Here is a 24,219-nt window from a genome sequence, read left to right as displayed (position 1 = left end):
ACGACGATCGGGGAACTCGGATGGGAGAACGCAGGGCCGCGGGCGACCAGCGGCTCAGAAGTTCAGTATATTGCGAGAACGGATTGATTACTGCGGCATTTTTCCTGGGTTTGCGATTTTGCAACCTCACCAGCCCTTGTTCGGAGAAACACGTGCCCGTCTCGGAGAACCCATCAGAAATGGACGTCGAAGCCCTGCGTGCACGTCATTATAACGCGACGATCATCGAAAGAATCGATTGCCACGAGAATCTGGCTCGATTTCGGATCCGCCCCGATGACGGGGTTCCGCCGTTTCAAGCCGGCCAATACGTGACGCTGGGACTGGGACTCTGGGAGCCTCGGCTGGAAGGCACCCAGGACGACGACGTGCCGGAAAAAAAACGCTCGCGCGTCGTCAAACGCGCCTACTCGGTCTCCTGCCCGCTGTTGGATGATCAACAGGCCCTCGCGCCGGTGGACTCCCTCGACTACCTGGAATTCTACATCGTCCTGGTCCGTGCCGCCGACAGCCCCGACAAGGCACCGCCGGCTTTGACCCCCAGACTTTTCTGTTTGGGCAAAGGAGACCGGATCGCGATCGGAAAAAAATTCGTCGGCACCTACACCCTCGGCCAGCCGGCCCCCGACGCGACTGTGTTGATGCTCGGCACCGGCACCGGCGAAGCGCCCCACAACGCGATGACCGCAACGCTGTTGGCCGGCGGACACAAGGGGCGCATCATCAACGCGTGTTGCGTTCGCTACTTTGGTGACCTGGCCTACCATTCGCTCCATCTTTCGTTGATGGAACAATTTCCCAACTACCGCTACCTGCCGTGCACGACGCGTGAAGCGGTGAACCTTGACGCCGACTTGCCGGGTTACGTCGGCAAACAATACATCCAGGATTACTTCACCAGCGGGAAACTCGCCAAGGACGCCGGCGACCCGCTTTCCCCGGCCAACACACATGTCTTCTTGTGCGGTAACCCTGACATGATCGGCTACGTTCCTCCGGGCGTCTCTCCGCCAAAAAAGTGCGGCATGTTGCCGTTGCTGATCGAGGCTGGTTTTCGCCACGAAATCCACGGCAGCGGCCCCGGCAGAATTCATTTTGAAAAATATTGGTAACCTCTGGATCCTTTCCCGCGATCGTCGCGTGCATTAGAACGTGGGAGCCTCCATAATCTTCATTTGAATCGCCGCATTCGAATCCCACTCCCATCTATTCCTAACACCCCTGCTGATTCGCATGACTTCTCATTCCGACTACCCGATGGACCTGTCAAAAAACACAATCGCGCTGATTCTCGGTGGCGGTCGCGGAACGCGGCTGTTCCCGTTGACAAAGATCCGCGCCAAACCCGCCGTCCCGCTGGCAGGGAAGTACCGCTTGATCGACATCCCGATTTCCAACTGCATCAATAGCGGCCTGCGACGTGTCTTCGTGTTGACCCAATTCCTCTCGGTCAGCCTTCACCGCCACCTGCGACAAACCTATCGATTCGACCAGTTCACCGGCGGCTTTGTCGAACTGCTCGCCGCCCAACAGACGGTCGATTCGGGAACCGATTGGTATCAGGGCACCGCCGATGCCGTTCGAAAAAACTTGCGCTACATCGATCAACCGGAAATCGAACACATCTTGATCCTATCCGGCGACCAACTGTATCGGATGGATTTTCGCGACATGATGAAGTCGCACATCGACTCGGGCGCCGACGCAACCATCGCGGGAATTCCTGTCGATCGCAAAGACGCCAGCGCGCTAGGCATCATGCAACTCAACGACGACGGACGAGTGACCGGCTTTGTGGAGAAACCGCAAACCGAAGAAGAAATCGCAAAGGTCCGTATGGACCCGGCCTGGATCGACGCCCGTGGCATCCCCAGCAAGGGACGCGACTGCCTTGCCAGCATGGGACTGTATATCTTCAAGAAAGACGTCATGATGGATCTGTTGCACGGCAACGACCATTCCGACTTCGGCAAAGAAGTGTTCCCCGCGGCGATCGACAACCGCAAAGTCCAGGTGCACCTGTTCGACGGCTACTGGGAAGACATCGGAACGATCCGAGCGTTCTACGAAGCCAACCTGTCGTTGGCCAGCAAAGCACCGCCGTTTCAACTCGGCAGCTTCGACGCGCCGATCTACAGCCGCCCGCGATTCTTGCCGCCCACCGTGGTCGGTGACGACGTCACCGTCCGCGGCAGCCTGATCGCCGACGGTTGTCACATCGGAAACAATGTCACGATCGAGCACAGCGTGATCGGGTTGCGGACCACCATCGGCGACAACGTCACGATCAAGAACAGCGTCGTCATGGGGGCCGATTACATCGAAGACCCCGAAACGTTGCCCCCCGGACGAATCCCCGTCGGTATCGGCAACAACAGCGTCATCAGCGGTGCCATTCTGGACAAGAACTCCCGCATCGGTACCGACGTTTCGATCACCAATGCGGAAAACGTCGATTCACTCGGCGAAGACGAAGCGCTGCAAGTCCGAGACGGGATCTCGATCGTGATCAAGAACGGTTCCATCCTGAATGGAACCAAGTTCTAAAACGCCCCCGCCATCCATAGCCGCGATTGTTCGTAAATCGTTTCATAGAAAAATGGAACGATTCCCAACAGAACCATCAGCACGGTCGAAAGCCCCAACGCCGCGACGATCGACGCCGACGGACGAATCGGTGGATCATCTTCAAATCCAGGCTCGATATACATCTGCCTGACGATCCGCAGATAGTAATACAGCGAGATCGTCGAATTGATCGCCGCGAGTGCGACCAACCAATGGAACCCGGCTTTGGACGCCACGCTGAACAAGAAGAACTTGCCGACGAACCCGGAAAGCGGCGGAATCCCGGCCAAGCTGAATAACCCCAACATCATTGTCAGAGCGACCAACGGATTCGTTCGCGCCAACCCGCGGTAGTCCTCGATCTGCTCCCGCCCGGTCTCGTTCAAATAAAACCCGACCACGCCGAAGACCAGCATGTTGGTGACCACATAGACCAGCATGTAATACACCATGCTCGCGGCACCGCTGCGATCAAGAAATCCCATGATCAGATAGCCCGCCTGTGAGATCGCGCTGAACGCCATGAATCGTTTGATGTTGGTTTGCACGACCGCCACGACGTTCCCCAAGGTCATCGTCACCGCGGCCAACACGGCCAGTGCCATGGAAACATCCGCCAAGGTATTTCCCAACACGCGATAGAACAGTTGGAACATGAACGCCAGACCGGCCGCCTTGGATGCAACCGACAAATAAGCCGCCACCGGAAGCGGGGCGCCGCGATAGACATCGGCGGCCCACATGTGAAACGGCACCAGCGTCAGCTTGAACCCGACTCCGACAACGACCATCGCGATCGCCAGTTTTGTCACCGGCCCAAAGCTCAACTGTTCGCCCATCGTCAACAGATCGACCGATCCGGTCAGCCCGTACAGCAGCCCCAGTCCGAACAGCAACGCGCCGGTGGAGGTGGCCCCTAGGATGCTGTACTTCATCCCGGCTTCGGACGACAGCGGGTCACCGCGCCGCCATGCGACCATCAGATACAGCGGGATCGTCGCCAATTCCAGACAGACATACAGATTGACCAGATTGGTGGCTGAAATCAGAAACATCGCCCCGACCAGATTGAACAGCATCACCGTGTAAAACTCGCCCCGATACAACAGGCCTCGATCTCGCCCCGCAGCCGCTTTGATCCTGCCACCCAGCAAATCAGCCGACAGCAAGACGGTCAGCAGCCCGGCCGACAAGAACGAGATTTTGAACCATCCGGTGACACCGTCGAATCGAAACTGACCATTCAAGAATTCACCATCGCCACGGATCATCAGATCGACGACCGCTACCAATCCGGTCGCCAACCCCAACACCATCACCGGCGTCTGCAAGGGGCGATGACGCGGCGGCAAAAACATTTCCATGCCCAGCACCGCAAAGGCGGTGACGATGACGATGATTTCCGGTTGTAGATACATGACGTCAATGATGTGGTGGTGCCGGCCGTTGGTTCAAAAACGATTGGCGATCGGAACAATCGCATGTTCGATCAAGTCGATCAGAACGGGCGGATACATCCCGACGATCGCCAACGTGGCGACCAGGATTCCCGTGCAAAGCTTTTCCGCCGCGGTGGCGTCGTTGAGCTGGTTGAATTTAGGATCGGAGATCTTGCCTTGAAACACACGGGCCAGCCCGCGTAACACATAGACCGCGGTCACCACGATCGAGGACGTCGCCAGCAAGGTGCAGATTCGCATCGTCATCGAATCGACCCAGCGGTTGCCGAAAAACCCGCCCAGAAACACCGTCGACTCGGCGACAAACCCGGACAATCCCGGCAGCCCCAGCGACGCCAAACCGCCGATGTAAAAACTGGTTGCCAACCAGGGCATGCGACCGGATAGCCCTCCCATCTTGGTCAAATCACGCGTCTTCGAACGCCCGTAAACCATCCCGATCAGCCCGAAAAACAGCCCCGTCATGATCCCGTGGCTGAACATCTGGATCACCGCCCCCTTGAATCCCATCAGGTTCAGCGAGCACAGCCCGAACAAGACAAACCCGCAATGGCTGACCGACGAATAGGCGGTGAAGTACTTCAGGTCGGTCTGTCTGATTGCCGCATACGCACCGTACACGATGTTGATCGTGGTCAGCACCAAAAAGAACAGCGCCCACTGCTTTGCCCCTTCGGGCATCAGGTACACCGCCACCCGCAACACGCCGTAACCGCCCAGCTTCATCAACACACCGGCGTGCAGCATCGAGACGGCCGTCGGCGCCGACGCGTGACCGTCGGGCGACCAGGTGTGAAACGGAAACAGTGCCCCGAGCACCCCGAACCCGACGAACACGCAGGGAAAGACCCACGATTGCAGGTCGGCGGAATAGTCGACCATCGCCAACTTGTTCAAGTCAAACGTCTCCGCCCCGGCAGCGTGATAGAGCGCCAACAATCCGACCAACACGAACGCCGATCCGACCATCAGCATCAACGTCAACTTCATGGCCGAGTATTCCTTGCGGCCCGTCCCCCACACGCCGATCAACAAGTACATCGGCAACACGGCGACTTCATAGAAGACGAAGAACAGGAACAGATCGACGCTGATGAACACGCCAAAAACACCGGTCACCAACACCAGCAGAAACGCATAAAACTCGCGTGATCGTTCCCTGACGTCCCAACTGGCCAGCACCCCGGTGAAAATGATGATCGCGGTCAACACGATCATTGCCATCGATATCCCGTCCACGCCGACGTGGTACTCGATTCCCATGCTGGAAAACCAAGGCACGGAGTGTTCGAATTCCATCTTGGAAACCGTCAACAGCGATGCGTCCCCCGCACGCTGCTGGACCGCCTGCATGTACGCCGCGCTCATCACAAACGACAGCGTTAGCACGATCCCCGTCCCCAACAGCGCAATCCAACGTCGGGCATACCACTTGGCATCAGGCGTCGCGACGACACCCAACGCCGTCGCCAGCGGAATCAAAATCAGCAGACTTAACCAACTCATTCGAGCCTTATTCCTTGCACCACTGCGCTACTGTTGAACGAGCCACAGAAACACGACGACCAAGATCGTTCCATTGATCATCCAGATCCCGTACGTCTGCACTTGACCGGTTTGAAAGCCGTTCATCCGGACCGCGAACCAACGCACCACCCCCGCCGACAAATTCATCGCACCATCGACGACATGGCGATCGAACCAGGCCGCCGGCGCCGCGACGAACCGAAAGATCATTCGCGTCAAAAACAGATAGACTTCGTCGATGTAAAACTTGTTCTTGACCAAACGGTAAACACCGCCGAGCGACCGCGCGATCGTTTCAGCGTGATTTGTCTGGCCCCCACCGTACAGCCAACCACCGTACAGCTGACCGCCATACAACCAAAACGCGGCTCCGATCCCGACCGCCGCGGCCGCCACTGAAATCCCCATCACCGCCAAATGGGCATGAAGCTCGACGCCCGGCAGGACGAACTGTGACACGCCGACCAAGCCGCCACACAACGACATCACGGAGAGTACGACCAGCGGGATCGTCATCACCGCCGGCGATTCGTGAGCACGCTCGGCCGCTCCCGATCGGCAACCGCCCAGGAACGTCAGAATGTACAACCGAAACATGTAAAACGCGGTCAAGGATGCCACGAACACCCCGACCCCGAAAACCAGAGAGTGATGCCCGTCCCAAGCCGCACCCAGGATCTCGTCCTTTGAAAAAAAACCGGCCAACGGTGGCACGCCGGCAATCGCAAGCGTCGCCGCCAGGAACGTCCCGTGCGTCCACGGCATCGATTTCCGCAACCCGCCCATGTCGGTCACCTCGTTGCTGTGAACCGCATGGATCACCGAACCGGCCCCCAAGAACAACAGCGCCTTGAAAAAGGCGTGCGTGTAAAGGTGAAACATCGCCGCCCCGAACCCGGCCGGATGTTCCGCCGACGCGACACCCAACGCCAACGTCATGTATCCGATCTGGCTGAGCGTCGAAAACGCGAGCACTCGTTTAATGTCCGTCTGGGTACACGCGATCACCGCCGCGAACAAGCATGTAAAACAGCCCACCGCGGCGACGACGCGGAGTGCATCTTCGGACGCCGCAAAGCCGGGAAACATCCGGGCCACCAGATACACACCGGCAACCACCATCGTCGCCGCGTGAATCAATGCCGACACCGGCGTCGGCCCGGCCATCGCGTCGGGCAGCCAGACGTGCAACGGAAACATTGCACTCTTGCCCGCCGCACCGACGAACACCAACAGCATCGCAACCGTCAACAAGTCGGCACCGAGGATGCCGGGCTGGCCCTTCAACGCCAGTAACACGCCGTCCGCATTGATCGTGGCGAAATCCAGTGCCTGGGTCTGCGCCGCCGTTTCGCCGCCGCTCTGACCGGCGACGACGAACTGATGCACATAGAAGCCCAGAACCAAAATACCGGCCAGAAAAAACAGGTCCGCAAACCGCGTCACAATGAACGCCTTCTTCGATGCCGCGATCGCTTCGGGCAACGTGTAATAGAACCCGATCAGCAGAAAAGAACTGACGCCGACCAGCTCCCAAAACACGTACATCTGCACCAGATTCGGCGCCAGCACCAAACCCAACATGCTGAACGTGAACAAGCTGAGAAAGACGTAGTAGCGAGCAAACCCTTCGTCATCAGCCATATAGCCGAGCGAATAGACGTGGACCAGCAAGCTGACACTGGTCACCACCACCAACAACAACAGCGAAATCGGATCGATCAGTGTCCCGAGCGAAACGACCAGATGATCCTGATAGCGCAACCACTCGATGCTCCACGTCACCGCCCCGGCACCCTGGCCCGCCCAGCGCAGGTAGGACACTCCCAGCCAACAGGTCAGCAGGAACGCCAAACCGATCGCCGCCGAACCGATGATCCCGGCCACGGCACGGTTTTCCCCGCGTGCGAACATCACGATCAGCACGATGGAGATCAACGGCAAAGCCGGAATCATCCAGGCATTTTCGAAAATGAATCCCGTCACGGCGTCGAGTTCCCCGATTCACAAAGACGGTCGGTCTGTTCAAAAATCTGGTTGGCCTGAGTCACATCCAGCGTGTGCCGATGCCGGTAAAATGAGACGAAGATCGCCAACGCCACCACCGCCTCGGCCGCCGCAACGGCGATCACAAACAACGCCATCACCTGACCATCGACATCGCCCGACGCGACAAAACGGTTGAAGATCACAAGGTTGAGCACGGCCGAATTCAGCATCAGCTCGATCGACAATAGAATCCCGACGGCATTACGCCGCGTGAAGATCCCGTACAGCCCGATCGAAAACAGCAGAGCCGATAGCGTCAGCCAATGCGTGATGGTTGGGTGGTGCAACATCGTCAACTTCCGACGTCGGTGGGATGGTTTGTCAGGTCCTGGTCATGGTCCTGGTCCTGGTCCTGGTCCTGGTCCTCCGGAGCATGCTTTCGGGCGATCACGATGCCGCCGATCAACGCCGACAACAGCAACAACGAAATCACTTCGAACGGCACGATGTAGCCGTCGCCTTGATTGCTGAGCAGCTTGCGACCGATTTCATCGGCACCTTCATGGGACACCGCCAGCTCCTCCGCCGACGGCACCGGAAAATCGGCGTTCATGTAAACCGACACCGTGACCGCGAAAAACGCCGCCGCCACAGAGGCCCCGGCGACCCGGCGGCGGAGCGTCGGTTGTTGCTCAAACGTGTGCCCTTGGCTGGTCATCATGATCGCGAACAACAACAAGACCACGATGCCGCCGATAAACACCAGCACCTGAATGCCCGCGACGAACTCAAACCCCAGCACCAGTGTCAAACCGGCACTGCAGCCGAGCACGCCGATCAAACAAATCGCCGATCGCAGCAACCGTCGTCCCAGCACGACGCCGAGCGCCAACGCGATCGAGGAAGCGGCGAAAAGATAAAAGAAAAAGGTCGAAATGGCCCCGTCATGCATCGTCTGATTTCCCCGTGTCCAACTTGGGAATCCCATCCAATTCGCCGCCGCACATCGGCACCGGGCCTTGATACTTTTTCATTGGTTTCATCTGAGCCTTGGCCAATTCTTCATCGCCGAGCTTTTCCAACTGATCCGCGGTGGGGCCGGCGTACTCGTTCAGGTTGAACACCAGCAGCCGTCGGTCGTAGACCGACGATTCAAAGTCGCCGGTCATCTCCAACGTGTCGAACGGACACACCAAGACGCAGATGTTGCAAAACGTGCAGGTGTCCTGCCGCCAAATGAATTGGTCCAGCGCCGGCTTACCGGTCGCCTCGTTCTTCTTGTCTTTGGTGACGATGATCGAACCGTTGGGGCAGAGACGCTCGCAAATCTGGCACCCCGTGCATCCGTGTTCGCCGTCCTCGTTGTGGATCAATGACAATCGCCCCCGGTACCGTTCGAACATCTGCAACGTGTCGCGGTTTTCGGGGTACTGTTGTGTGACCACCGTGGAAGGACGTCGAAAGTAGCTGAGCGTCGTCAGCAAGCCTCGCAAAATGCCCTTGGCCGACAACCACAAGATCCCTGAAAGACTGCGACGCCGCCCCATGATCGACGGACGCGGCGCGACGCATTGCGATTTCAAGTCGCCGAAATCCATCGGCGGGCTCTCAATATTCGCTTGGTCAGATGTCGTCGTGGTCATGGTGAATCACCGTTCATGTCGCGGTGGGGAAAAAATACAGTCCGGTCAGCACCACGGTTGCCGCCAGGATCAGGTTGGCAAACCCGAAAGGCAAAAGCACTTTCCATTCCAGCCGCATCAATTGATCCATGCGCAGCCGCGGAAAAGTCCAGCGAAACCACATCAACACAAAGATCAACACGGTGCACTTGGTGCCGAACCAAAACAACGGCGAAATCACCGGCGGCAGGATGTCCATCACACGGTTGAATGCTTCATAGTCGCCGATATGAAACGGCAACCAACCGCCCAGGAAGAACGTCGTCGCGAGGGCCGAAAAAACAAACAGGTTGGCAAACTCGGCAAGAAAAAAGAACGAAAACCGCAAGCCGCTGTATTCGGTGTGATAACCTCCGGTCAATTCGCTTTCGCCTTCGGGCAAATCGAACGGCGTCCGGTTCAATTCGGCCGTAGACGCGATCAGGTACAAACAAAACGCGACGATCGCGACGCCGTGGCCCCGCCAAATCCACCAGCCCTGTTGTTGACTTTCGATGATCTCGGAAACGCGCAGCGTGCCCGAAAACATGACCACGACCAAGATCGCGATCGTCAATGAGATCTCATAGGAAATCATCTGCGCGCCCGCTCGCATCGCCCCCAGCAGCGACCACTTGTTATCACTGCTCCAGCCGCCCATCAGGATTCCCATCACACCGATGCCGCTGACCGCCGCGATGTAGACCACCCCCACGTTCATATCGACGACCTGGATCCCGGGGGCCACCGGAACGATCGCCAGCAACAGGATCGTGGCCGTGATGCTGAAAATCGGCGCGCCGATGAAGATCACCTTGTCGCCGTGCCCCGGTTCGATGCCCTCCTTGAACAACAATTTGATGCCGTCGGCCAACGATTGCAGAATCCCGTGCGGGCCGACTCGCATCGGCCCCAGGCGGCATTGAAAATGACCGGCCACCTTGCGTTCAATGTAGCTCATCACCAACCCCAGCACCGACACGACGACCAGCACCGCGACCAGCCCGATCGCGATGTACAGCACCGCAGCCCAGATGCTGTACTGGAGTGCGTCTGCGGCGCGGTCGGACACCGTCCGTGCACGTTCCATCGACGGAGCAGCACCGGCAGCGGCCCGGCCGGCCTGGGCCAGCAGCGGCGCCGAAATCAGATTCATCAGAGCCTGTGCCACAGCGATGGAACCCTCTCTAGCGATCGATGTCCGGGATGACCAGATCCAGTGACGACATGGCCCCGATCAGTGATGCGATGTAGTCGCCTTTGATCATCGGTTCCAAGCACCACAGGTTGTTGAAGTTCGGCGAGCGATAGTGCAGTCGATACGGTTCGTCTTTTTTGTCCGAGGTGATGAACACACCGAGGATCCCGCGTGCCGTTTCGAGCTGGCTATAATAACGCCCCTCGGGAAGCTTGATTTTGGAATTCAGTTTCTTGACCAAATAATCGCCCGGCGGAATGTTGTCGAGCAGCTGTTCGACGATCCGCAACGACTGCCGCATCTCTTCGACGCGCACCCAATAGCGGTCCCAGCTGTCACCGACCGTGCCGACAGGAACTTCGAAATCGGCTTGATCATAGACGCCGTAGGGGTGGTCTTTTCTTAGGTCAAACGCGACGCCCGATCCACGCAGCACCGGCCCCGTCGCCCCATACTGGACCGCCGTTTGCGCCGACAAGACGCCCACATTGCGAAGCCGTTCCTGGATGATGACGTTGCCCGTCAACAAGTCGTCGTATTCATCCAGCTTGGGACGAAAATACTTGATGAACTCTTTGACACGGTTGACGAAATTCGGATGGATGTCCGCCATCAGCCCGCCCGGAAGCACGTAGTTCATCGTCAACCGGGCACCGATCGTTTCCTCCATCACGTCGTTCAGGACTTCGCGATCACGGATCCCGTACAAAAACGGTGTGAACGCTCCCAAGTCCATCCCCAACACGCCCCACCACAACTGATGGCTTTGAATCCGCTCCAGTTCGGCAAAGATCGTGCGGATGTATTGGATCCGATCGTTCACCTCGATGCCGGCCGCTTCCTCCACCGCCTTGGCCACCGCCCAGTTGTTCATGATCGACGACAGGTAATCCATGCGGTCGGTCAGATGAACACAATTCATGTAGTTCATGTGCTCGGAGATCTTCTCGATGCTGCGGTGGATATAACCCAGCACGGGGATACATCTCAGGACACGTTCGCCGTCCAGCTTCAACACCAGACGCAACACGCCGTGGGTCGACGGGTGCTGCGGCCCCATGTTGACGAAATACTCTTGGGTGTCCGGCGAACCGCTGGTCCCGCTGGCTTGTTCCACCAGCTCTTTCAGAGAAGAAACTTCTACGGTCATCTTGGCCTGTCGAGCATGAAGTCGTCCTGATAGTCCTTGCGCAACGGAAACCCGATCCAATCATCCTCCAGAAACAACCGCCTCAGATCCGGATGATCCTCGTACAGCACGCCGAACAGGTCGTAGACCTCGCGCTCCTGCCACTCGGCGACCGGGTACAGGCGACAGACCGTCGGCACCCGCGGATCCTCGCGAGGAATAAAGACAGAGACAAATAGAAAATGCTTGTGCTTGAAAGAATAAAGGTGATAGACCAGTTCGAATTGTTCGCGATCGATCCAGTCGACCGCCACATGGTCCAGCAACTGCGCGAACGCGAATTCGGGTTCGTCGCGCAGCCGCCGCAGGATCGCCGGCAGCGCGGCCGCCTCGACGACCACCGCCGCCCGATCCGCATTTTCCTCCAGCGGCCGAATCGACGAATCGAGCTGGCAGACCGCCGCTTGCAGGGCTTCACGATCCATCGTTGGTCCCGCTGGGCCATTTGAGTTTGTCGACCGCTTGGTGGACATCGACCACGTTTTCCTTGACCAGCAATTCCTTCATTTCGCCCTGAATGTCCTCCAGCGTCACGCCTTCGGGAAGCGCACTGATGACCGGTTTGCGGCGCACGCCGGGCTCGCGAATCGTCTCACCCTCCTTGATCATTTTTTGCAGCGTCAACAAGCCGTGGAACAATTGCTCCGGACGAGGCGGACAGCCGGGGACGTAAACGTCGACCGGAATGATCTCGTCGGCACCCCGCACGGTGGTGTAGGAGTGATAGATGAAAGGGCCACCGGAAATCGTGCAGGCCCCCGTAGCAATCACGTACCGCGGCTCGGCCATCTGTTCGTACAAGGTCCGCAATCGCGGGGCCATCCGTTTGACGATCGTTCCCGCCAGGATCAACAAATCAGCCTGACGCGGCGACGGCCGCGCCACCTCCGCGCCGAAACGTGCCATGTCGTGCCGCGGGCCGCCGGTGGCCATCAACATCTCGATCGCGCAACAACTGGTGCCGAACGTCAACGGCCAAAGGCTGTTGGCTCGCGCCCAGTTGATGATCTCGTCGAACCGAGTCACCAAGACGTTCCCACCGGGCACCTTCTCCAACGCACCGGGCAACTTGTCCGTTACGATTCCCATTCCAAAACCCCCTTCTTCCATGCATAGACGAGACCGACGACCAGAACCAGCACGAACATCACCACCTCGATCAGCCCAATGATCCCCAGCTCACGCAGCACCACCGCCCACGGAAACAGAAACGCCGCTTCGACGTCGAAAACCAAAAACAGAATCGCAAACAAATAATACGCAACGTTGAAGTTGATCGACGACGACCCGATCGTTTCCTCGCCGCATTCATACGGCGATTGTTTCACCGTCGTCGGATTCCGGGGCGCCAACAAGTACGACGCCAGGATACCGCCCAGCACCATCGCGACCCCCAGGCATACGAACAGAAAGACGAAGAGATAGTCCATGTCTGCTAATTGCACTCTACAACCAATGTTGAATGACACCAAACGCGACGGACATCCATTCCGCGGGCGAGTGATGATTCTCGGTGAGGCGACACTGGGTCCATTTTACAGGGTCCCGTGCACAGAATCTACACAAGCGGCTTTCATCAGCCGCATTCGCCCCAGCGGCGGGCAAGTCAAGTCGCGGACAGCGCCACGCCAACGAAGCCACGCTCGGTGCGAGCGTGGAAAACACCTGGGATCCACCTTCTGGCGAAGGTAGCGACGTCGTCCCGCCGAATGTCGTGCGCGACCTTTCACCACTGACCGGTTTCCAGGTACTCGTGCATGGAGCGTGCCGCGGTCCGTCCGGCGCCCATCGCCAAGATCACCGTGGCGGCACCGCTGACGATATCCCCACCGGCAAACACGCCACGTTTGTTCGTCCGCAAGGTTTCGTCATCGGCGACGATGTAGCCCCACTTGTTGGTCGCCATGTCCGGCGTGGTCGATTGCACCAACGGATTGGCGCCGGTGCCGATCGCGACGACCGCCACGTCGATCGGCATGACGAATTCGGAACCTTCGATCGGGACCGGTTTGCGGCGTCCCGATTCGTCCGCTTCGCCGAGTTCCATCTTGATCAGTTTGACGCCGGTCAGATTGCCGTCTTCGTTGCCGAGAAACTCCAACGGATTGTGCAGGTTCATGAACTGCACGCCTTCGTCCTTGGCGTGATGCACTTCTTCGCCCCTGGCGGGCATCTCCTGTTGGCTGCGGCGATAGATGATGTAGGCGTTCTTGGCGCCCAACCGTAACGCCGACCGGACGCTATCCATCGCCGTATTGCCGCCGCCGATGATCGCCACGTTGCGATCACGGCAATCGTAGATCGGCGAGTCGTATCGGTCGCGGTCATAGGCCTTCATCAGGTTCACACGCGTCAGGAACTCGTTGGCCGAATAGACCCCGGCCAACTCTTCGCCGGGGATGTTCATGAACTTGGGCAGCCCCGCGCCGGTGGCGATGAACACCGCATCGTAGCCTTCTTCCGCGAACAGCTCGTCGATCGTGACCGTTTTGCCGATGACGACATTGGTTTGAAAATCGATCCCCATCGCCCGCATGTTGTTGACCTCCTGCCGGACGATCTCCTTGGGCAAGCGGAACTCGGGGATCCCATAGATCAACACGCCGCCGATTTCGTGCAGGGCTTCAAACACCGTCACCTCATGCCCTTTAAGGGCCAGGTCGCCGGCGCAGCTCAACCCTGCCGGACCGCTGCCGACGATCGCGACTTTCTTGCCCGTCGATGGAGCCCGCTCGGGCAGCCCGACTTGGCCCGTCTCGCGTTCATAGTCCGCGACAAACCGCTCGATGTATCCGATCGCCAGCGAATTAAAACGTCTGGCCAGCACGCAGGCGCCCTCACACTGGTTTTCTTGTGGACAAACACGCCCGGTCACCGCCGGAAGCACATTGTCCTCGCGCAGCTTGGCGGCCGCGGAAAGGTACTCGCCCTCGCGAACCAAATCGACGACTTCACGGATCTGCACGCCCACCGGACAACCGTGGGTGCACTTGGGATCGGCGCAGGTCAAACAACGCTGCGATTCCCGCTGTGCGATCGCTTCGTCCAATCCCAAATTGACTTCGCGAAAGTTGTGCGCACTCTCACAGGCATCCTGCTCGGGCATCGTCTGACGAGGAATCTTGGTGCGTTCCTTGGGAGGCAGTTTATCGACCATTGTCGTCTTCGGGGGTGATGGTTGGTAAAGGGAACGTTTGCGTCGTGAACGTTAGACCGTTCTCGGCCCCACCTCGGGAAACCGCTGTTCCATCTGGCAATGATGGGCTTCCTCCAGATCGTGCGTGGGATCCTGTTCGAACTGCTCGAGCGACTCCTGCTCACGTTGGCGATACATTTGGTTGCGTTGGATCAGATTGGTGAAGTCGACTTGGTGGGCATCGAATTCCGGTCCGTCGACGCAGGCAAACTTGCACTGCCCGCCGACGTACACCCGGCATCCGCCACACATGCCCGTGCCGTCGACCATGATCGGGTTTAAGCTGACGATCGTGGGAATCTGATGCGGCCGAGTGACCTCGGCGACGGCCTGCATCATCGGAATCGGACCGATCGCCAGGACGTGATCGATCGTCCGCCCCTGGTCGATCAGCGATTGCAACTTTTGGGTGACGAATCCCTGTTCACCGTAGCTGCCGTCGTCGGTCATCAGATACAGCTCGTCGCTGGTCGCACGGACTTCGTCTTCCAAGATCAGCAATGACCGATCGCGGGCACCGACGATGGTGATCACATGGTTGCCGGCTTGCTTCATCGCCACCGCGGTCGGATAGGCGATGGCCGTTCCCACTCCGCCGCCGATGACGACGACCGTGCCGAAGTCCTTGACTTCCGAAGGTCCACCCAGCGGACCGACGACATCCAGAATCGCATCTCCGGCTTCCAGTTCATTCAGCAACCGTGTCGTCTTGCCGATGCCTTGGACGATGATCGTGATCGTGCCGTCGTCGACATCCGAGTCGGCGATCGTCAACGGGATTCGTTCACCGTGCTCGTGGATGCGGACGATGACGAACTGCCCGGCCTGCCGCTTGCGCGCGATCCGAGGCGTCTGGACACGAAACAGTTTGACGTCCTCGGACAGAAAACGCGATTCTTTGATGGGAAACATGGCGACCGGTGGTGGGCAATGCAATCCTGCTCTCTGGGCCGTAAGCTGATCTCGGGCCGCCACGCCCCACCGCAAATGCTGTGCCCGATGCCGAATCCCCCCGGGCGAACCGCTATCAGATGCACACAACGCATGATGTGGCGTGGACGCCGCCCCAGCCCCTCGGACTGGCCTGATGAAAATGACATCGCGGCTCAACGTAAGCGACCCGTATTGGAGCAGCAATTTCACAGGACAAAAATGATCGGACTCCGGGCCGGACAGGCATCGCCAAGCGAGAATTTCTTTTTGCCATCCCTCCGATGTGCCCGAATGCGGCGCGCCATCCGAGCGGACGTCACGCAGCGGCGCGCAATAACGCACGAATGGCACGAGCGGTTGCAGCGTCCCACAGACGACAGCTCGGAAGGGGCATCGTACCTGCGTCGCTCCCTCCGCTACCCGGCAACACGGCGGATCGCTGCCTGGACCGAACGTGTCACCGCAGCGGCGATCAAAAGAGTAGCCGAGGCGAACATGCCACTCGGCCGAATCCCTTCACCGCCACCTTCGGAGACATCCCCATGGCCAAGTACTTCGTCCAATCCGGAACACTTCGCACCACCGTCCAAGCCGAATCCTCTCGCAAGGCAGCGCTGTGGGCCGTTCACCAAGCCATGCTGCAGGTCTTGCCCGTGGACGACTCCGACGGCCAATCGGCAGAATCGAAAACGGAATCGGCCGCGACCCGCGGGATCCGCGTGATGGATCAAATCGTTCGGGTCAGCGAACTGGGGTTTGACCGCGACGACGCGCCGGCGCTGTCCACCATGGAAGTCGTTCAACAATGGAATGAGATGTTCGCCACGCTGGCCCGCTTGCAACAGATGCTGCACGACGGTGCGACGGCGGCATGATCGCACCCCACGTCATGACCACGGTGTTGGCTGCACCGCGATTCGCCCAACGCCGCACGACCTTAAACCGGCGAGATGATCCGGCAACGCGTTCAGCCGACTCGGTCGGCAACCACACGCAGACGTGCGGGGAAGTCGGCGGTGAACCCACTCGGTGCTTGGGCATCGGCGAAAGCGTCTTCTTCTTCCACCTCATCAAATTCAATGTACACCTCGTCGGTCGCATTGGCGGCATCGGTGACATTGCGTTCCGATGTCGCCGCCGGAATCGGGCCGCGGTGTCCGTCGTGAAAGCATTGTCGATCGCGACCGTGTTGCGGATCGCGTTGACAAGGGCGCACCTCGGGGACGATCCCCGCTTCCAACGCCGCTTGGGCCAATGATTCGCGCGTCTGCCGCCGCACACGGTCCCGTTGCTCCTCCCGCGATGCATCCGGAAACAAGCCTCCCCAGGGACGGTTGACCAAGGTCGCCACCAACAGACACAACGCGGCAACAATCCCGACGTGCGGAAAATCATAGGTGGACCCGATCACGATCGTCGTCGCCATCAGAAACGCGACCGTTGCTTTGATCAGAAAGTCCGATGCCGAAACCGCCAGTGAAACGCTGCGATAGGAATGTCGCGGCCGCATCGATCGACCGGGCCTGAAGATCAACAGGTGCGTGAACCGTGCAAACGCTCGCAACACGGCAAACGCGATCACCAGCATCGGAATCGGAAACGTCACGGCGCCCGAATGGTCAGGGAAGAACAGAAACAGAAACACCGCGACGACGCACAGCACGGCGATCATCCCCCGCGTGACCAGTCGCAACTGATGCGAGGCCTCGAACGCCGTGACGATCGCAGACCGAGGGCTTGAATTGCGATACAAGTCCGCTTGCGGTGGTGACGAACCCTCTCCGCCGGTTGCGGTCGACTTGCTGCTGATCATTCGATCCGATTGCCCCTCTGCTTGACTGACATTGTGCATGACCGTCAATCTCCACTGTGCCCTGTCATTGGAACGGAGCGGTCATTTCATGCCGCTTCGGGCCCTACCAGATCGGGGGCATCCTGCCATTTCTGGGCCACGAACTTCCGCTCGCTGCTTCGTAATGTTCTCCCTGCCGACGGTGTCTGCTCTTTCGTTATATTCAAGAACGAGACGCTGTCGAGCGAATTTAGTGCGGAACATTCAGCAAAAACGCGGCTGCGACGCGAAACGATGTCAAACTGACGCACCTGATCAGAAGATCAGAGTACAGGTGTGTTGCAACGCTGACGGCGCGCCCGGATGCGTCACTCGTCGTCTGCGCTGGCAACCGTTTTGTCTCCGGCCCGCCAGCGCAGAAACGCGTCCAAAAATCCCTGCAGCTCACTGCCGTCGATCACGCTGTTGAAGTTGCCGACATAGTGTCCGGTTCGGGCATCCTTGACACGTTGGTCGGGGTGCAAGAAGTAGTTGCGGATCTGGCTTCCGAACCCGGTTCTGGCTTGGGTGCCGTACTTGGCCGCGATTTCGGCCTCGCGTTTCTCCTCCTCCAACCGGGCCATTTTTGCGCGCAGCATCTTCCACGCGTTGGCTTTGTTCTGGTGCTGGCTGCGTTCGCTTTGACACTGCACGACGGTGTTGGTCGGGACGTGGGTCAACCGAATCGCGCTGTCGGTCTTGTTGACGTGTTGGCCGCCGGCACCGCTGGCCCGAAAGGTATCTGTCCGCACGTCCTTCTCTTCGATTTCGACTTCGATGCTGTCATCGATTTCCGGGGCGACGCTGACGGCGGCAAAACTGGTCTGACGTTTGCCTTCACTATTAAAGGGGCTAATACGCACCAAACGGTGCATCCCTTCCTCCCCTTTCAGGTAGCCGTAGGCCATCGGCCCCCGGATGGCGATCGAGGCGCTGTTGATCCCGGCTTCTTCGTTGTCGTGACGGTCGAGCAATTGGATCTTGTAGTCCTGGTCCACCGCCCAGGCGGAGTACATCCGCAGCATGATTTCGGCCCAGTCGTTGGCGTCGGTTCCGCCATCGCGGGCATTGATGGTCAAGATCGCGCCGGCGTTGTCGTTGGGACCACTCAGCAGCGCCTTGAGCTCCAAATCGTCCAGAATGTTGTCCAGCCGCTTGAGTTCCTCGGCGACCTCGGCGGCCACCGATTCATCTTCCTCGGCCATCTCCATCAGGACACTTAAGTCCTCGACGCTGCTGGACAATTCCTTCAGAGGGCCGACAATGGCTTTCAGGGCCTTGAGTTCACCGACCGTCTTTTGGGCCGCCTCGTTGTCGTCCCAAAAATCCGGTTGGCCCATCTTGGCTTCGATTTTTTTGACCTGCGATGCCTTGCCTTGATGGTCCAAGGACTCGGCGAGCAGTTTCAGGCGTTTCTTGATCTTTTCACTGCGCTGAACCATTTCCGCGTCCATCAGTGATCACATCCTTTTCGCCGATCACGACGAATTCTTAACTTTGAAGAGACATATCCGGGAGGTTGAAAACTATACATGGCACGCGTGGTCCTGGCGATGAGTGGGGGAGTCGATTCAAGTGTGGCGGCACATCTGTTGCTTGAGGCCGGACACGAGGTCATCGGCGTCTTCATGCGCCACGGGGAGGAATCCAGTCAGGTCTGCAAGATCGACGGCTCGGCCGAGGGCGGCAGCTCGACCTCCTCGCTTCCTGTCTTGGCGGGGCTGACCGGCGGACGCGCCGATCACAAACAAGGCTGCTGCACCGCCAGCGATGCCGCCGACGCCAAGCGTGTCGCAGCCAAATTCGGCATCCCATTCTACGCCTTGGACCTGCAAGCGGACTTTCGTCGCATCGTCGATTACTTCGTCGACGACTACCTCAACGGTCGCACGCCCAACCCCTGCGTGAAATGCAATCACTGGATCAAGTTCGGCCGATTGTTCGACTACGCCGAGGGCGTCGAGGCGGACTACCTGGCTACCGGACACTACGCCCGTATGATCGACGGCCAACTGCACCGCGGGCTGGACGGCAACAAAGATCAATCTTATGCGCTGTTCGGGATCGGTCGCGGGCGGCTGCCCAGGATGTTGCTGCCGGTCGGTGACTACCGAAAAACCGAAATCCGCTCCATCGCCGAAAGCCTTCAACTCGGTGTCGCCGGCAAACGCGACAGCCAAGAAATCTGCTTCGTCACCCAAGGTCACCACAGCGACTTCGTCAAAGCCCGACGCCCGAGTCGGGTCGGAACCACCGCCGGCGAGTTTGTCACGACCGACGGCCGAGTCGTCGGCACCCACGACGGCTACGAAGCCTTCACCGTCGGCCAACGCAAGGGTTTGGGGATCGCCCTGGGCACGCCGCACTTTGTCGTCCGAATCGACCCCCAGACCAATCAGGTGGTGCTCGGCGAAAAGGAATCGCTGGCCTGCGAGGAGTTTTCCGCTGCAGACGCAAATTGGTTGGTCGAGACGGAATCGCTGGCCTCACTCGGCCACGCGGGGGACCGAAGCGATGGCTTGGCCGTTCAGATCCGCTACAACGGATCCCCGCAACCGGCATCGATCCGAATCGACCCCGCCGCGCCGGATCGATTCCGCGTTCGCTTTGACCACCCCGTCGACGCAGTCGCCCCCGGGCAAGCCGCCGTCGTCTACCACGACACGCAAGTCCTGGGCGGCGGATGGATCGAATAGTATTCCGCCGCAGCTAAATTTGCGGGTAGCCGATGCGTTCGGAGAGTCGCCGTGTTCTCCGAACTCGGCACCCACAAAGCGAAGCTTTGCAATGCGCCGACCTCGGAGAGGACGGCGACTGTCGGGCCCAACCGAAAACCAAGCTGCGGCGGAATACTAGCCGGCATCGACAAAGACGCAACGATCCAGAGAATGACAACGGTCTTGCACGTCGAGCGTCGTGAACCGAGGATCAAACGTAGCTTCCTACGCCAGAAGGTGGTTCCCGCACGACCCCCACGCTCGCATCGAGCGTAGCTACCGCAGTATGGTTTCGCCCGAGAAGGCGTCCGACCTGAACGAGACATTCCGAAAATCGGCGACAGCATGGCAAAGAAAAAACAAAGCACGGCAACAAAATCACAAGCCGACAACGAGCCCCCGATCGACTTCGAATCCGCACTCGCGGAGGTCGAAACGGTCGTAGAAGCCCTCGAAGGCGGCGAGTTGGGGCTCTCCGAATCGCTGGTCCAGTACGAACGGGGCATCGAAAAAATCAAACTCTGTCACCAAGTTCTGCAGCGGGCGGAAAAACGCATCGCCGTGCTGACCAGCGTGGACGAAGACGGTACGGCGTCGGTCGAGCCGGTGGACACCGGACAGGGCAGCAAACTGCCCCCCAACGGAGCCGAGGCCGCAGCCGGCCGCAAACCTGCCAGAAAGTCCCGCGGCTCAGTCAGCGACGTGGACGAAACCGGGGGGCTTTTTTAAGCTGTACACTACGGGGATTTATCCCAGTTCACCCCTCTCCGCTCCAGTTGTCAGCCTTGCCCGCCTCTCCCATCGACCAAACTGAACCGCACGACGCCGAGCCGACGATTGATCACGCGCTCGGTGATCTGCTGCCCGCGATCGAACAGGCGCTCCAACAGGCGTGCAGGTTCGGCCGCGGTTGCCCTGACCGCTTGGCCGATGCAATCCGCTATGCCCTGTTGGCCCCCGGAAAACGCCTGCGACCGGCGTTGGTGCTGATGGCGGCGGAGGCCTGCGGCGGCTCGATCGACGATGCGATGCCCGGAGCGGTTGCGGTGGAAATGGTGCACGCCTACTCGCTGATCCACGATGACTTGCCGGCGATGGACGATGACGACCTCCGCCGCGGACGGCCGACCGTTCACCTGGAATTCGACGAAGCCACCGCGATTCTGGCCGGCGACGCCCTCCAGCCCTTGGCGTTTTCCCACCTCTGCCGCAACGTCGCTGATCCGCTGCGCAGGGCACGAGCCGTCGAAATTCTGGCCGCAGCCGCAGGCCCCGAACAGTTGGTCGGCGGCCAAGCCGATGACTTGGCGGCCGAGTCGGGGCAACTGCCTGACGCGGTTGTCGCGGACCTGAAACAGCTTGCCGCGGACCCGAAACGGCAGGCCACAGACCTTCAGCAGCAGGCTGCGGTGGCGAACGAACCATCGGAGGGGAATCGCCGTACTCCAGAGCAACACGCCTCGCTCGCGTTTTTGGAATCGATCCACCGCCGAAAAACGGGCGCCCTGTTCTCCGCCTCACTGCAACTCGGGGCCGCCCTGTGTGGCGCCGACGAGCGGCAATCACGGGGGCTCGCTGCGTTCGCCGCCGACCTCGGATTGGCCTTCCAGGTGGTCGACGACCTGCTGGACCACACCGCCGACGAATCGAGCATGGGCAAGCGAGTCGGCAAGGACAGCGGGCGGGGAAAACTCACCTACCCCCGACTGATGGGGCTCGATCAAGCACAAACCTTTGCAAGCGACCTGGTTCGATCCGCAAAATCTCACCTGGCTGTTTTAGGACCGTCCGCTTGGCGGTTAGAACGGCTGGCAGATTACGTCCTCGCTCGCTCCCACTAATTCCAAGTCATTTCAAGCCACCCCTTTGCCGCCGCAGCAACGGATTGACGCCGCGGACCGCCCCCAACAGGAAGCCACATTGAACGACCCGAAACACCCCCTTCTGGCGAGCTTGAAAGACGCGACGGGCCTGCGTGATTTTTCGCCCCAACAACTGGAGTCGACCGCCGACGAAATCCGTGACGTGCTGTGCAACCTGCTGGCGACCCGCACGGCTCACTTCGCCTCCAACCTGGGCGTCGTCGAACTCTGCCTAGCGCTGCACTGCGAATTCGACTTTCGCACCGATCGCCTGATCTGGGACACCGGGCACCAAATCTATCCTCACAAACTGGTCACCGGTCGCTACCACAGCTTCCCCTCGATCCGCACCCAGGGCGGACTGATGGGATACCCTAACCCGGAAGAGAGCGAGTACGACTTGTTCATGACCGGCCACGCGGGCTGCAGCGTCAGCACGGCGGTCGGTTTGCGCAGCGGCGATCTGATGGTCGGACAACCGGATCGCCGCACCGTCGCGGTGATCGGTGATGGCGCCTTCCCCAGTGGCATCGTGTTTGAAGCACTCAACAACGCCGGCCACCTGGAAGACGACCTGACCATCGTCCTGAATGACAACAAGATGTCGATCTGCCACCGCGTCGGGGCCGTGGCCGGCTATTTGGATCGACTGCGCAGCAACCCCTATTACACGGGCCTGAAAAGCGAAGTCGGAAAACTGCTCGAACAGATCCCGATGTTCGGCGATCCGGCCGAACGCTTTCTCGCCCAACTCAAGGAAGGCGTCAAAGCCGGGCTGGTCGGCGGCATGCTGTTCGAAGAATTAAACATCCGCTATGTCGGACCGATCGACGGACATGACATCGCGCTGGTCCGAAAGTACTTGGCGATGGCTCGCGAGATGAAAGGCCCGGTGCTGTTGCACGTGGTGACCGAAAAAGGCCACGGATACAAACCCGCCGCAGCCGACCCCGTGTTCTTCCATACCCCACCGGCATTCGAAGACCGCGACGGCAAACCGGTGCCGCGACACAGCGACGGACTGCCGCCGTTCACCCTGCACGCCCGCGACGCGATCAGCCAAGCGATGGCGGCCGACGAAAAGGTCAGCGTGATCACCGCAGCGATGTGCCAGGGCAACAAACTGGAACCGGTTCGCGAAAAATTCCCCAAGCAGTTTTTCGACGTCGGGATCTGCGAATCCCATGCGGTCGCCTTTGCGGCCGGCCAATGCAAGGCCGGTGCGCGGCCGATCGTCGACATCTACAGCACCTTTCTACAACGCAGCTATGACCAGATTTTCCAAGAGGTTTCGCTGCAAGACCTGCCGGTCGTGTTCATGCTCGATCGTGCCGGATTGACCGGTCCCGACGGACCCACCCACCACGGCGTGTACGACGTCGGCTACATGCGACTGTTCCCCAACATGGTCGTGATGGCGCCCGGGTACGCCGAAGAGCTCGGGATGATGCTGCGGTTCGCGCTCGATCAAGACCACCCCTGCAGCATTCGTTACCCCAAAGCCTCGGCCCTCCAGCGTGAGCAATCGATCCCGGAAATCGAACTGGGAAAAAGCGAAGTCATCCGTGAAGGCAACGACGGAACGATCGTCGCCTTCGGCGCTATGCTTGAAAACGCCCTCGAGGCAGCCGAACTGCTGGAAGGCGAATTGGACATCTGCGTCATCAACGCTCGGTTTGCCAAACCGATCGACGGGCAGATGGTCAAACAGACCATCGAAACCGGACGCTTTGTCCTGACCGTCGAAGAGAACGCGGTGATGGGCGGTTTCGGATCCGCCTTCCTGGAATCCGCCGTCGCACAACGACTGGACACCCGTGGCGTCCAAACACTCGGGCTTCCCGACCGCTTTGTCGAACACGGCGATCGAAATGACCTGCTGCACCAATGCGGCCTCAGTCCCGAAGCGATCGCCGAGCGGTGTCGCCAAGCAACCCCGGCGACGTCAACCGTTGCGTGAACCCGCTGCCCGGATCAAAATCGGGATGGTCAAGAACTGGGATCGGCCTCTCGCGGTCTAACTCAACTCCGCCTGCGAACCTCACGATGCGCTCCAAATGTCGCCGTGTTCTCCGAACTCGGCGCGGG

The 24,219-nt window shown here is 59.5% G+C and carries 22 protein-coding genes; 7 read left to right on the top strand and 15 right to left on the bottom strand.

Going from position 1 to position 24,219, the window contains the following annotated elements; all coding sequences use genetic code 11:
- Positions 1-152 precede the first annotated feature (152 nt).
- Both Mal15_RS29200 and Mal15_RS29195 read left to right on the top strand, forming a co-directional pair.
- Positions 153-1,112, top strand: coding sequence for a ferredoxin--NADP reductase (locus Mal15_RS29200; RefSeq protein ID WP_233903099.1), 960 nt, complete (start codon positions 153-155; stop codon positions 1,110-1,112).
- Positions 1,113-1,233: 121 nt separating this feature from the next.
- Positions 1,234-2,547: a glucose-1-phosphate adenylyltransferase gene (locus tag Mal15_RS29195; protein ID WP_233903098.1), complete on the top strand. Its 1,314-nt coding sequence runs from the start codon at positions 1,234-1,236 to the stop codon at positions 2,545-2,547.
- Here the strand turns inward: Mal15_RS29195 and Mal15_RS29190 are convergent.
- The 13 genes from Mal15_RS29190 to Mal15_RS29130 form a co-directional block, all read right to left on the bottom strand.
- On the bottom strand, positions 2,544-3,986 hold the full coding sequence (locus tag Mal15_RS29190; RefSeq protein ID WP_147870984.1) for an NADH-quinone oxidoreductase subunit N: 1,443 nt from the start codon (positions 3,984-3,986) through the stop codon (positions 2,544-2,546). The genes Mal15_RS29195 and Mal15_RS29190 overlap by 4 nt on opposite strands.
- Before the next feature lie 33 nt (positions 3,987-4,019).
- On the bottom strand, positions 4,020-5,534 hold the full coding sequence (locus Mal15_RS29185) for a complex I subunit 4 family protein (protein ID WP_147870983.1): 1,515 nt from the start codon (positions 5,532-5,534) through the stop codon (positions 4,020-4,022).
- Positions 5,535-5,561: 27 nt separating this feature from the next.
- A complete protein-coding gene (gene nuoL / locus Mal15_RS29180) occupies positions 5,562-7,541 on the bottom strand; it encodes an NADH-quinone oxidoreductase subunit L (RefSeq protein ID WP_199773761.1) in 1,980 nt (659 codons plus the stop codon).
- Complete coding sequence (gene nuoK / locus Mal15_RS29175; RefSeq protein WP_147870981.1) at positions 7,538-7,894, bottom strand: NADH-quinone oxidoreductase subunit NuoK; 357 nt, start codon at positions 7,892-7,894, stop codon at positions 7,538-7,540. Before nuoK ends, nuoL begins: the two co-directional genes overlap by 4 nt.
- 2 nt (positions 7,895-7,896) lie before the next feature.
- A complete protein-coding gene (locus Mal15_RS29170) occupies positions 7,897-8,496 on the bottom strand; it encodes an NADH-quinone oxidoreductase subunit J family protein (RefSeq protein WP_167547114.1) in 600 nt (199 codons plus the stop codon).
- Positions 8,489-9,187: a 4Fe-4S binding protein gene (locus Mal15_RS29165; protein ID WP_147870979.1), complete on the bottom strand. Its 699-nt coding sequence runs from the start codon at positions 9,185-9,187 to the stop codon at positions 8,489-8,491. The genes Mal15_RS29170 and Mal15_RS29165 overlap by 8 nt, the downstream gene beginning before the upstream one ends.
- A 13-nt stretch (positions 9,188-9,200) precedes the next feature.
- Positions 9,201-10,376 carry an NADH-quinone oxidoreductase subunit NuoH gene (nuoH, locus tag Mal15_RS29160; protein WP_233903097.1) on the bottom strand — a complete coding sequence of 392 codons (1,176 nt, stop codon included), beginning with the start codon at positions 10,374-10,376 and terminating at the stop codon, positions 9,201-9,203.
- A gap of 16 nt (positions 10,377-10,392) precedes the next feature.
- Entirely contained in the window at positions 10,393-11,553 is a 1,161-nt protein-coding gene (locus Mal15_RS29155; protein WP_147870978.1) for an NADH-quinone oxidoreductase subunit D, read from the bottom strand.
- On the bottom strand, positions 11,550-12,017 hold the full coding sequence (locus Mal15_RS29150) for an NADH-quinone oxidoreductase subunit C (RefSeq protein WP_167547113.1): 468 nt from the start codon (positions 12,015-12,017) through the stop codon (positions 11,550-11,552). The genes Mal15_RS29155 and Mal15_RS29150 overlap by 4 nt, the downstream gene beginning before the upstream one ends.
- Positions 12,007-12,681 (bottom strand): NADH-quinone oxidoreductase subunit B, encoded by a 675-nt coding sequence (gene nuoB, locus Mal15_RS29145; RefSeq protein ID WP_147870976.1) that lies wholly within the window; start codon positions 12,679-12,681, stop codon positions 12,007-12,009. The genes Mal15_RS29150 and nuoB overlap by 11 nt, the downstream gene beginning before the upstream one ends.
- Entirely contained in the window at positions 12,669-13,022 is a 354-nt protein-coding gene (locus Mal15_RS29140) for an NADH-quinone oxidoreductase subunit A (protein WP_147870975.1), read from the bottom strand. Before Mal15_RS29140 ends, nuoB begins: the two co-directional genes overlap by 13 nt.
- 296 nt (positions 13,023-13,318) lie before the next feature.
- Complete coding sequence (gltA, locus tag Mal15_RS29135; protein WP_147870974.1) at positions 13,319-14,749, bottom strand: NADPH-dependent glutamate synthase; 1,431 nt, start codon at positions 14,747-14,749, stop codon at positions 13,319-13,321.
- A 51-nt stretch (positions 14,750-14,800) separates the two neighbouring features.
- On the bottom strand, positions 14,801-15,700 hold the full coding sequence (locus Mal15_RS29130) for a sulfide/dihydroorotate dehydrogenase-like FAD/NAD-binding protein (RefSeq protein WP_147870973.1): 900 nt from the start codon (positions 15,698-15,700) through the stop codon (positions 14,801-14,803).
- A gap of 563 nt (positions 15,701-16,263) precedes the next feature.
- Between Mal15_RS29130 and Mal15_RS29125 the strand changes: the two genes are divergently transcribed.
- Positions 16,264-16,596 carry a hypothetical protein gene (locus Mal15_RS29125; protein WP_147870972.1) on the top strand — a complete coding sequence of 111 codons (333 nt, stop codon included), beginning with the start codon at positions 16,264-16,266 and terminating at the stop codon, positions 16,594-16,596.
- 92 nt (positions 16,597-16,688) lie between these two features.
- On the opposite strand, the gene Mal15_RS29120 is transcribed toward Mal15_RS29125, so the two are convergent.
- A complete protein-coding gene (locus Mal15_RS29120) occupies positions 16,689-17,573 on the bottom strand; it encodes a hypothetical protein (protein WP_147870971.1) in 885 nt (294 codons plus the stop codon).
- 308 nt (positions 17,574-17,881) lie between these two features.
- Entirely contained in the window at positions 17,882-19,006 is a 1,125-nt protein-coding gene (gene prfB, locus Mal15_RS29115; protein ID WP_147870970.1) for a peptide chain release factor 2, read from the bottom strand.
- 78 nt (positions 19,007-19,084) lie between these two features.
- On the opposite strand from prfB, the gene mnmA reads away from it, so the two are divergent.
- The 4 genes from mnmA (at position 19,085) to dxs (ending at position 24,091) form a co-directional block, all read left to right on the top strand.
- Positions 19,085-20,248: a tRNA 2-thiouridine(34) synthase MnmA gene (gene mnmA, locus Mal15_RS29110; protein ID WP_147870969.1), complete on the top strand. Its 1,164-nt coding sequence runs from the start codon at positions 19,085-19,087 to the stop codon at positions 20,246-20,248.
- Between the two features lie 366 nt (positions 20,249-20,614).
- The gene (gene xseB, locus Mal15_RS29105; RefSeq protein WP_147870968.1) at positions 20,615-20,998 is read left to right on the top strand and encodes an exodeoxyribonuclease VII small subunit; all 384 of its coding nucleotides are present in this window, start codon (positions 20,615-20,617) and stop codon (positions 20,996-20,998) included.
- Positions 20,999-21,054: 56 nt separating this feature from the next.
- Entirely contained in the window at positions 21,055-22,110 is a 1,056-nt protein-coding gene (locus tag Mal15_RS29100; protein WP_390623421.1) for a polyprenyl synthetase family protein, read from the top strand.
- Positions 22,111-22,189: 79 nt separating this feature from the next.
- The gene (gene dxs, locus Mal15_RS29095) at positions 22,190-24,091 is read left to right on the top strand and encodes a 1-deoxy-D-xylulose-5-phosphate synthase (protein ID WP_147870967.1); all 1,902 of its coding nucleotides are present in this window, start codon (positions 22,190-22,192) and stop codon (positions 24,089-24,091) included.
- Positions 24,092-24,219 lie beyond the last annotated feature (128 nt).

Source organism: Stieleria maiorica (assembly GCF_008035925.1).
Classification (GTDB): Bacteria; Planctomycetota; Planctomycetia; order Pirellulales; family Pirellulaceae; genus Stieleria; species Stieleria maiorica.
This window is presented reverse-complemented; position numbering and strand designations above follow the sequence as displayed.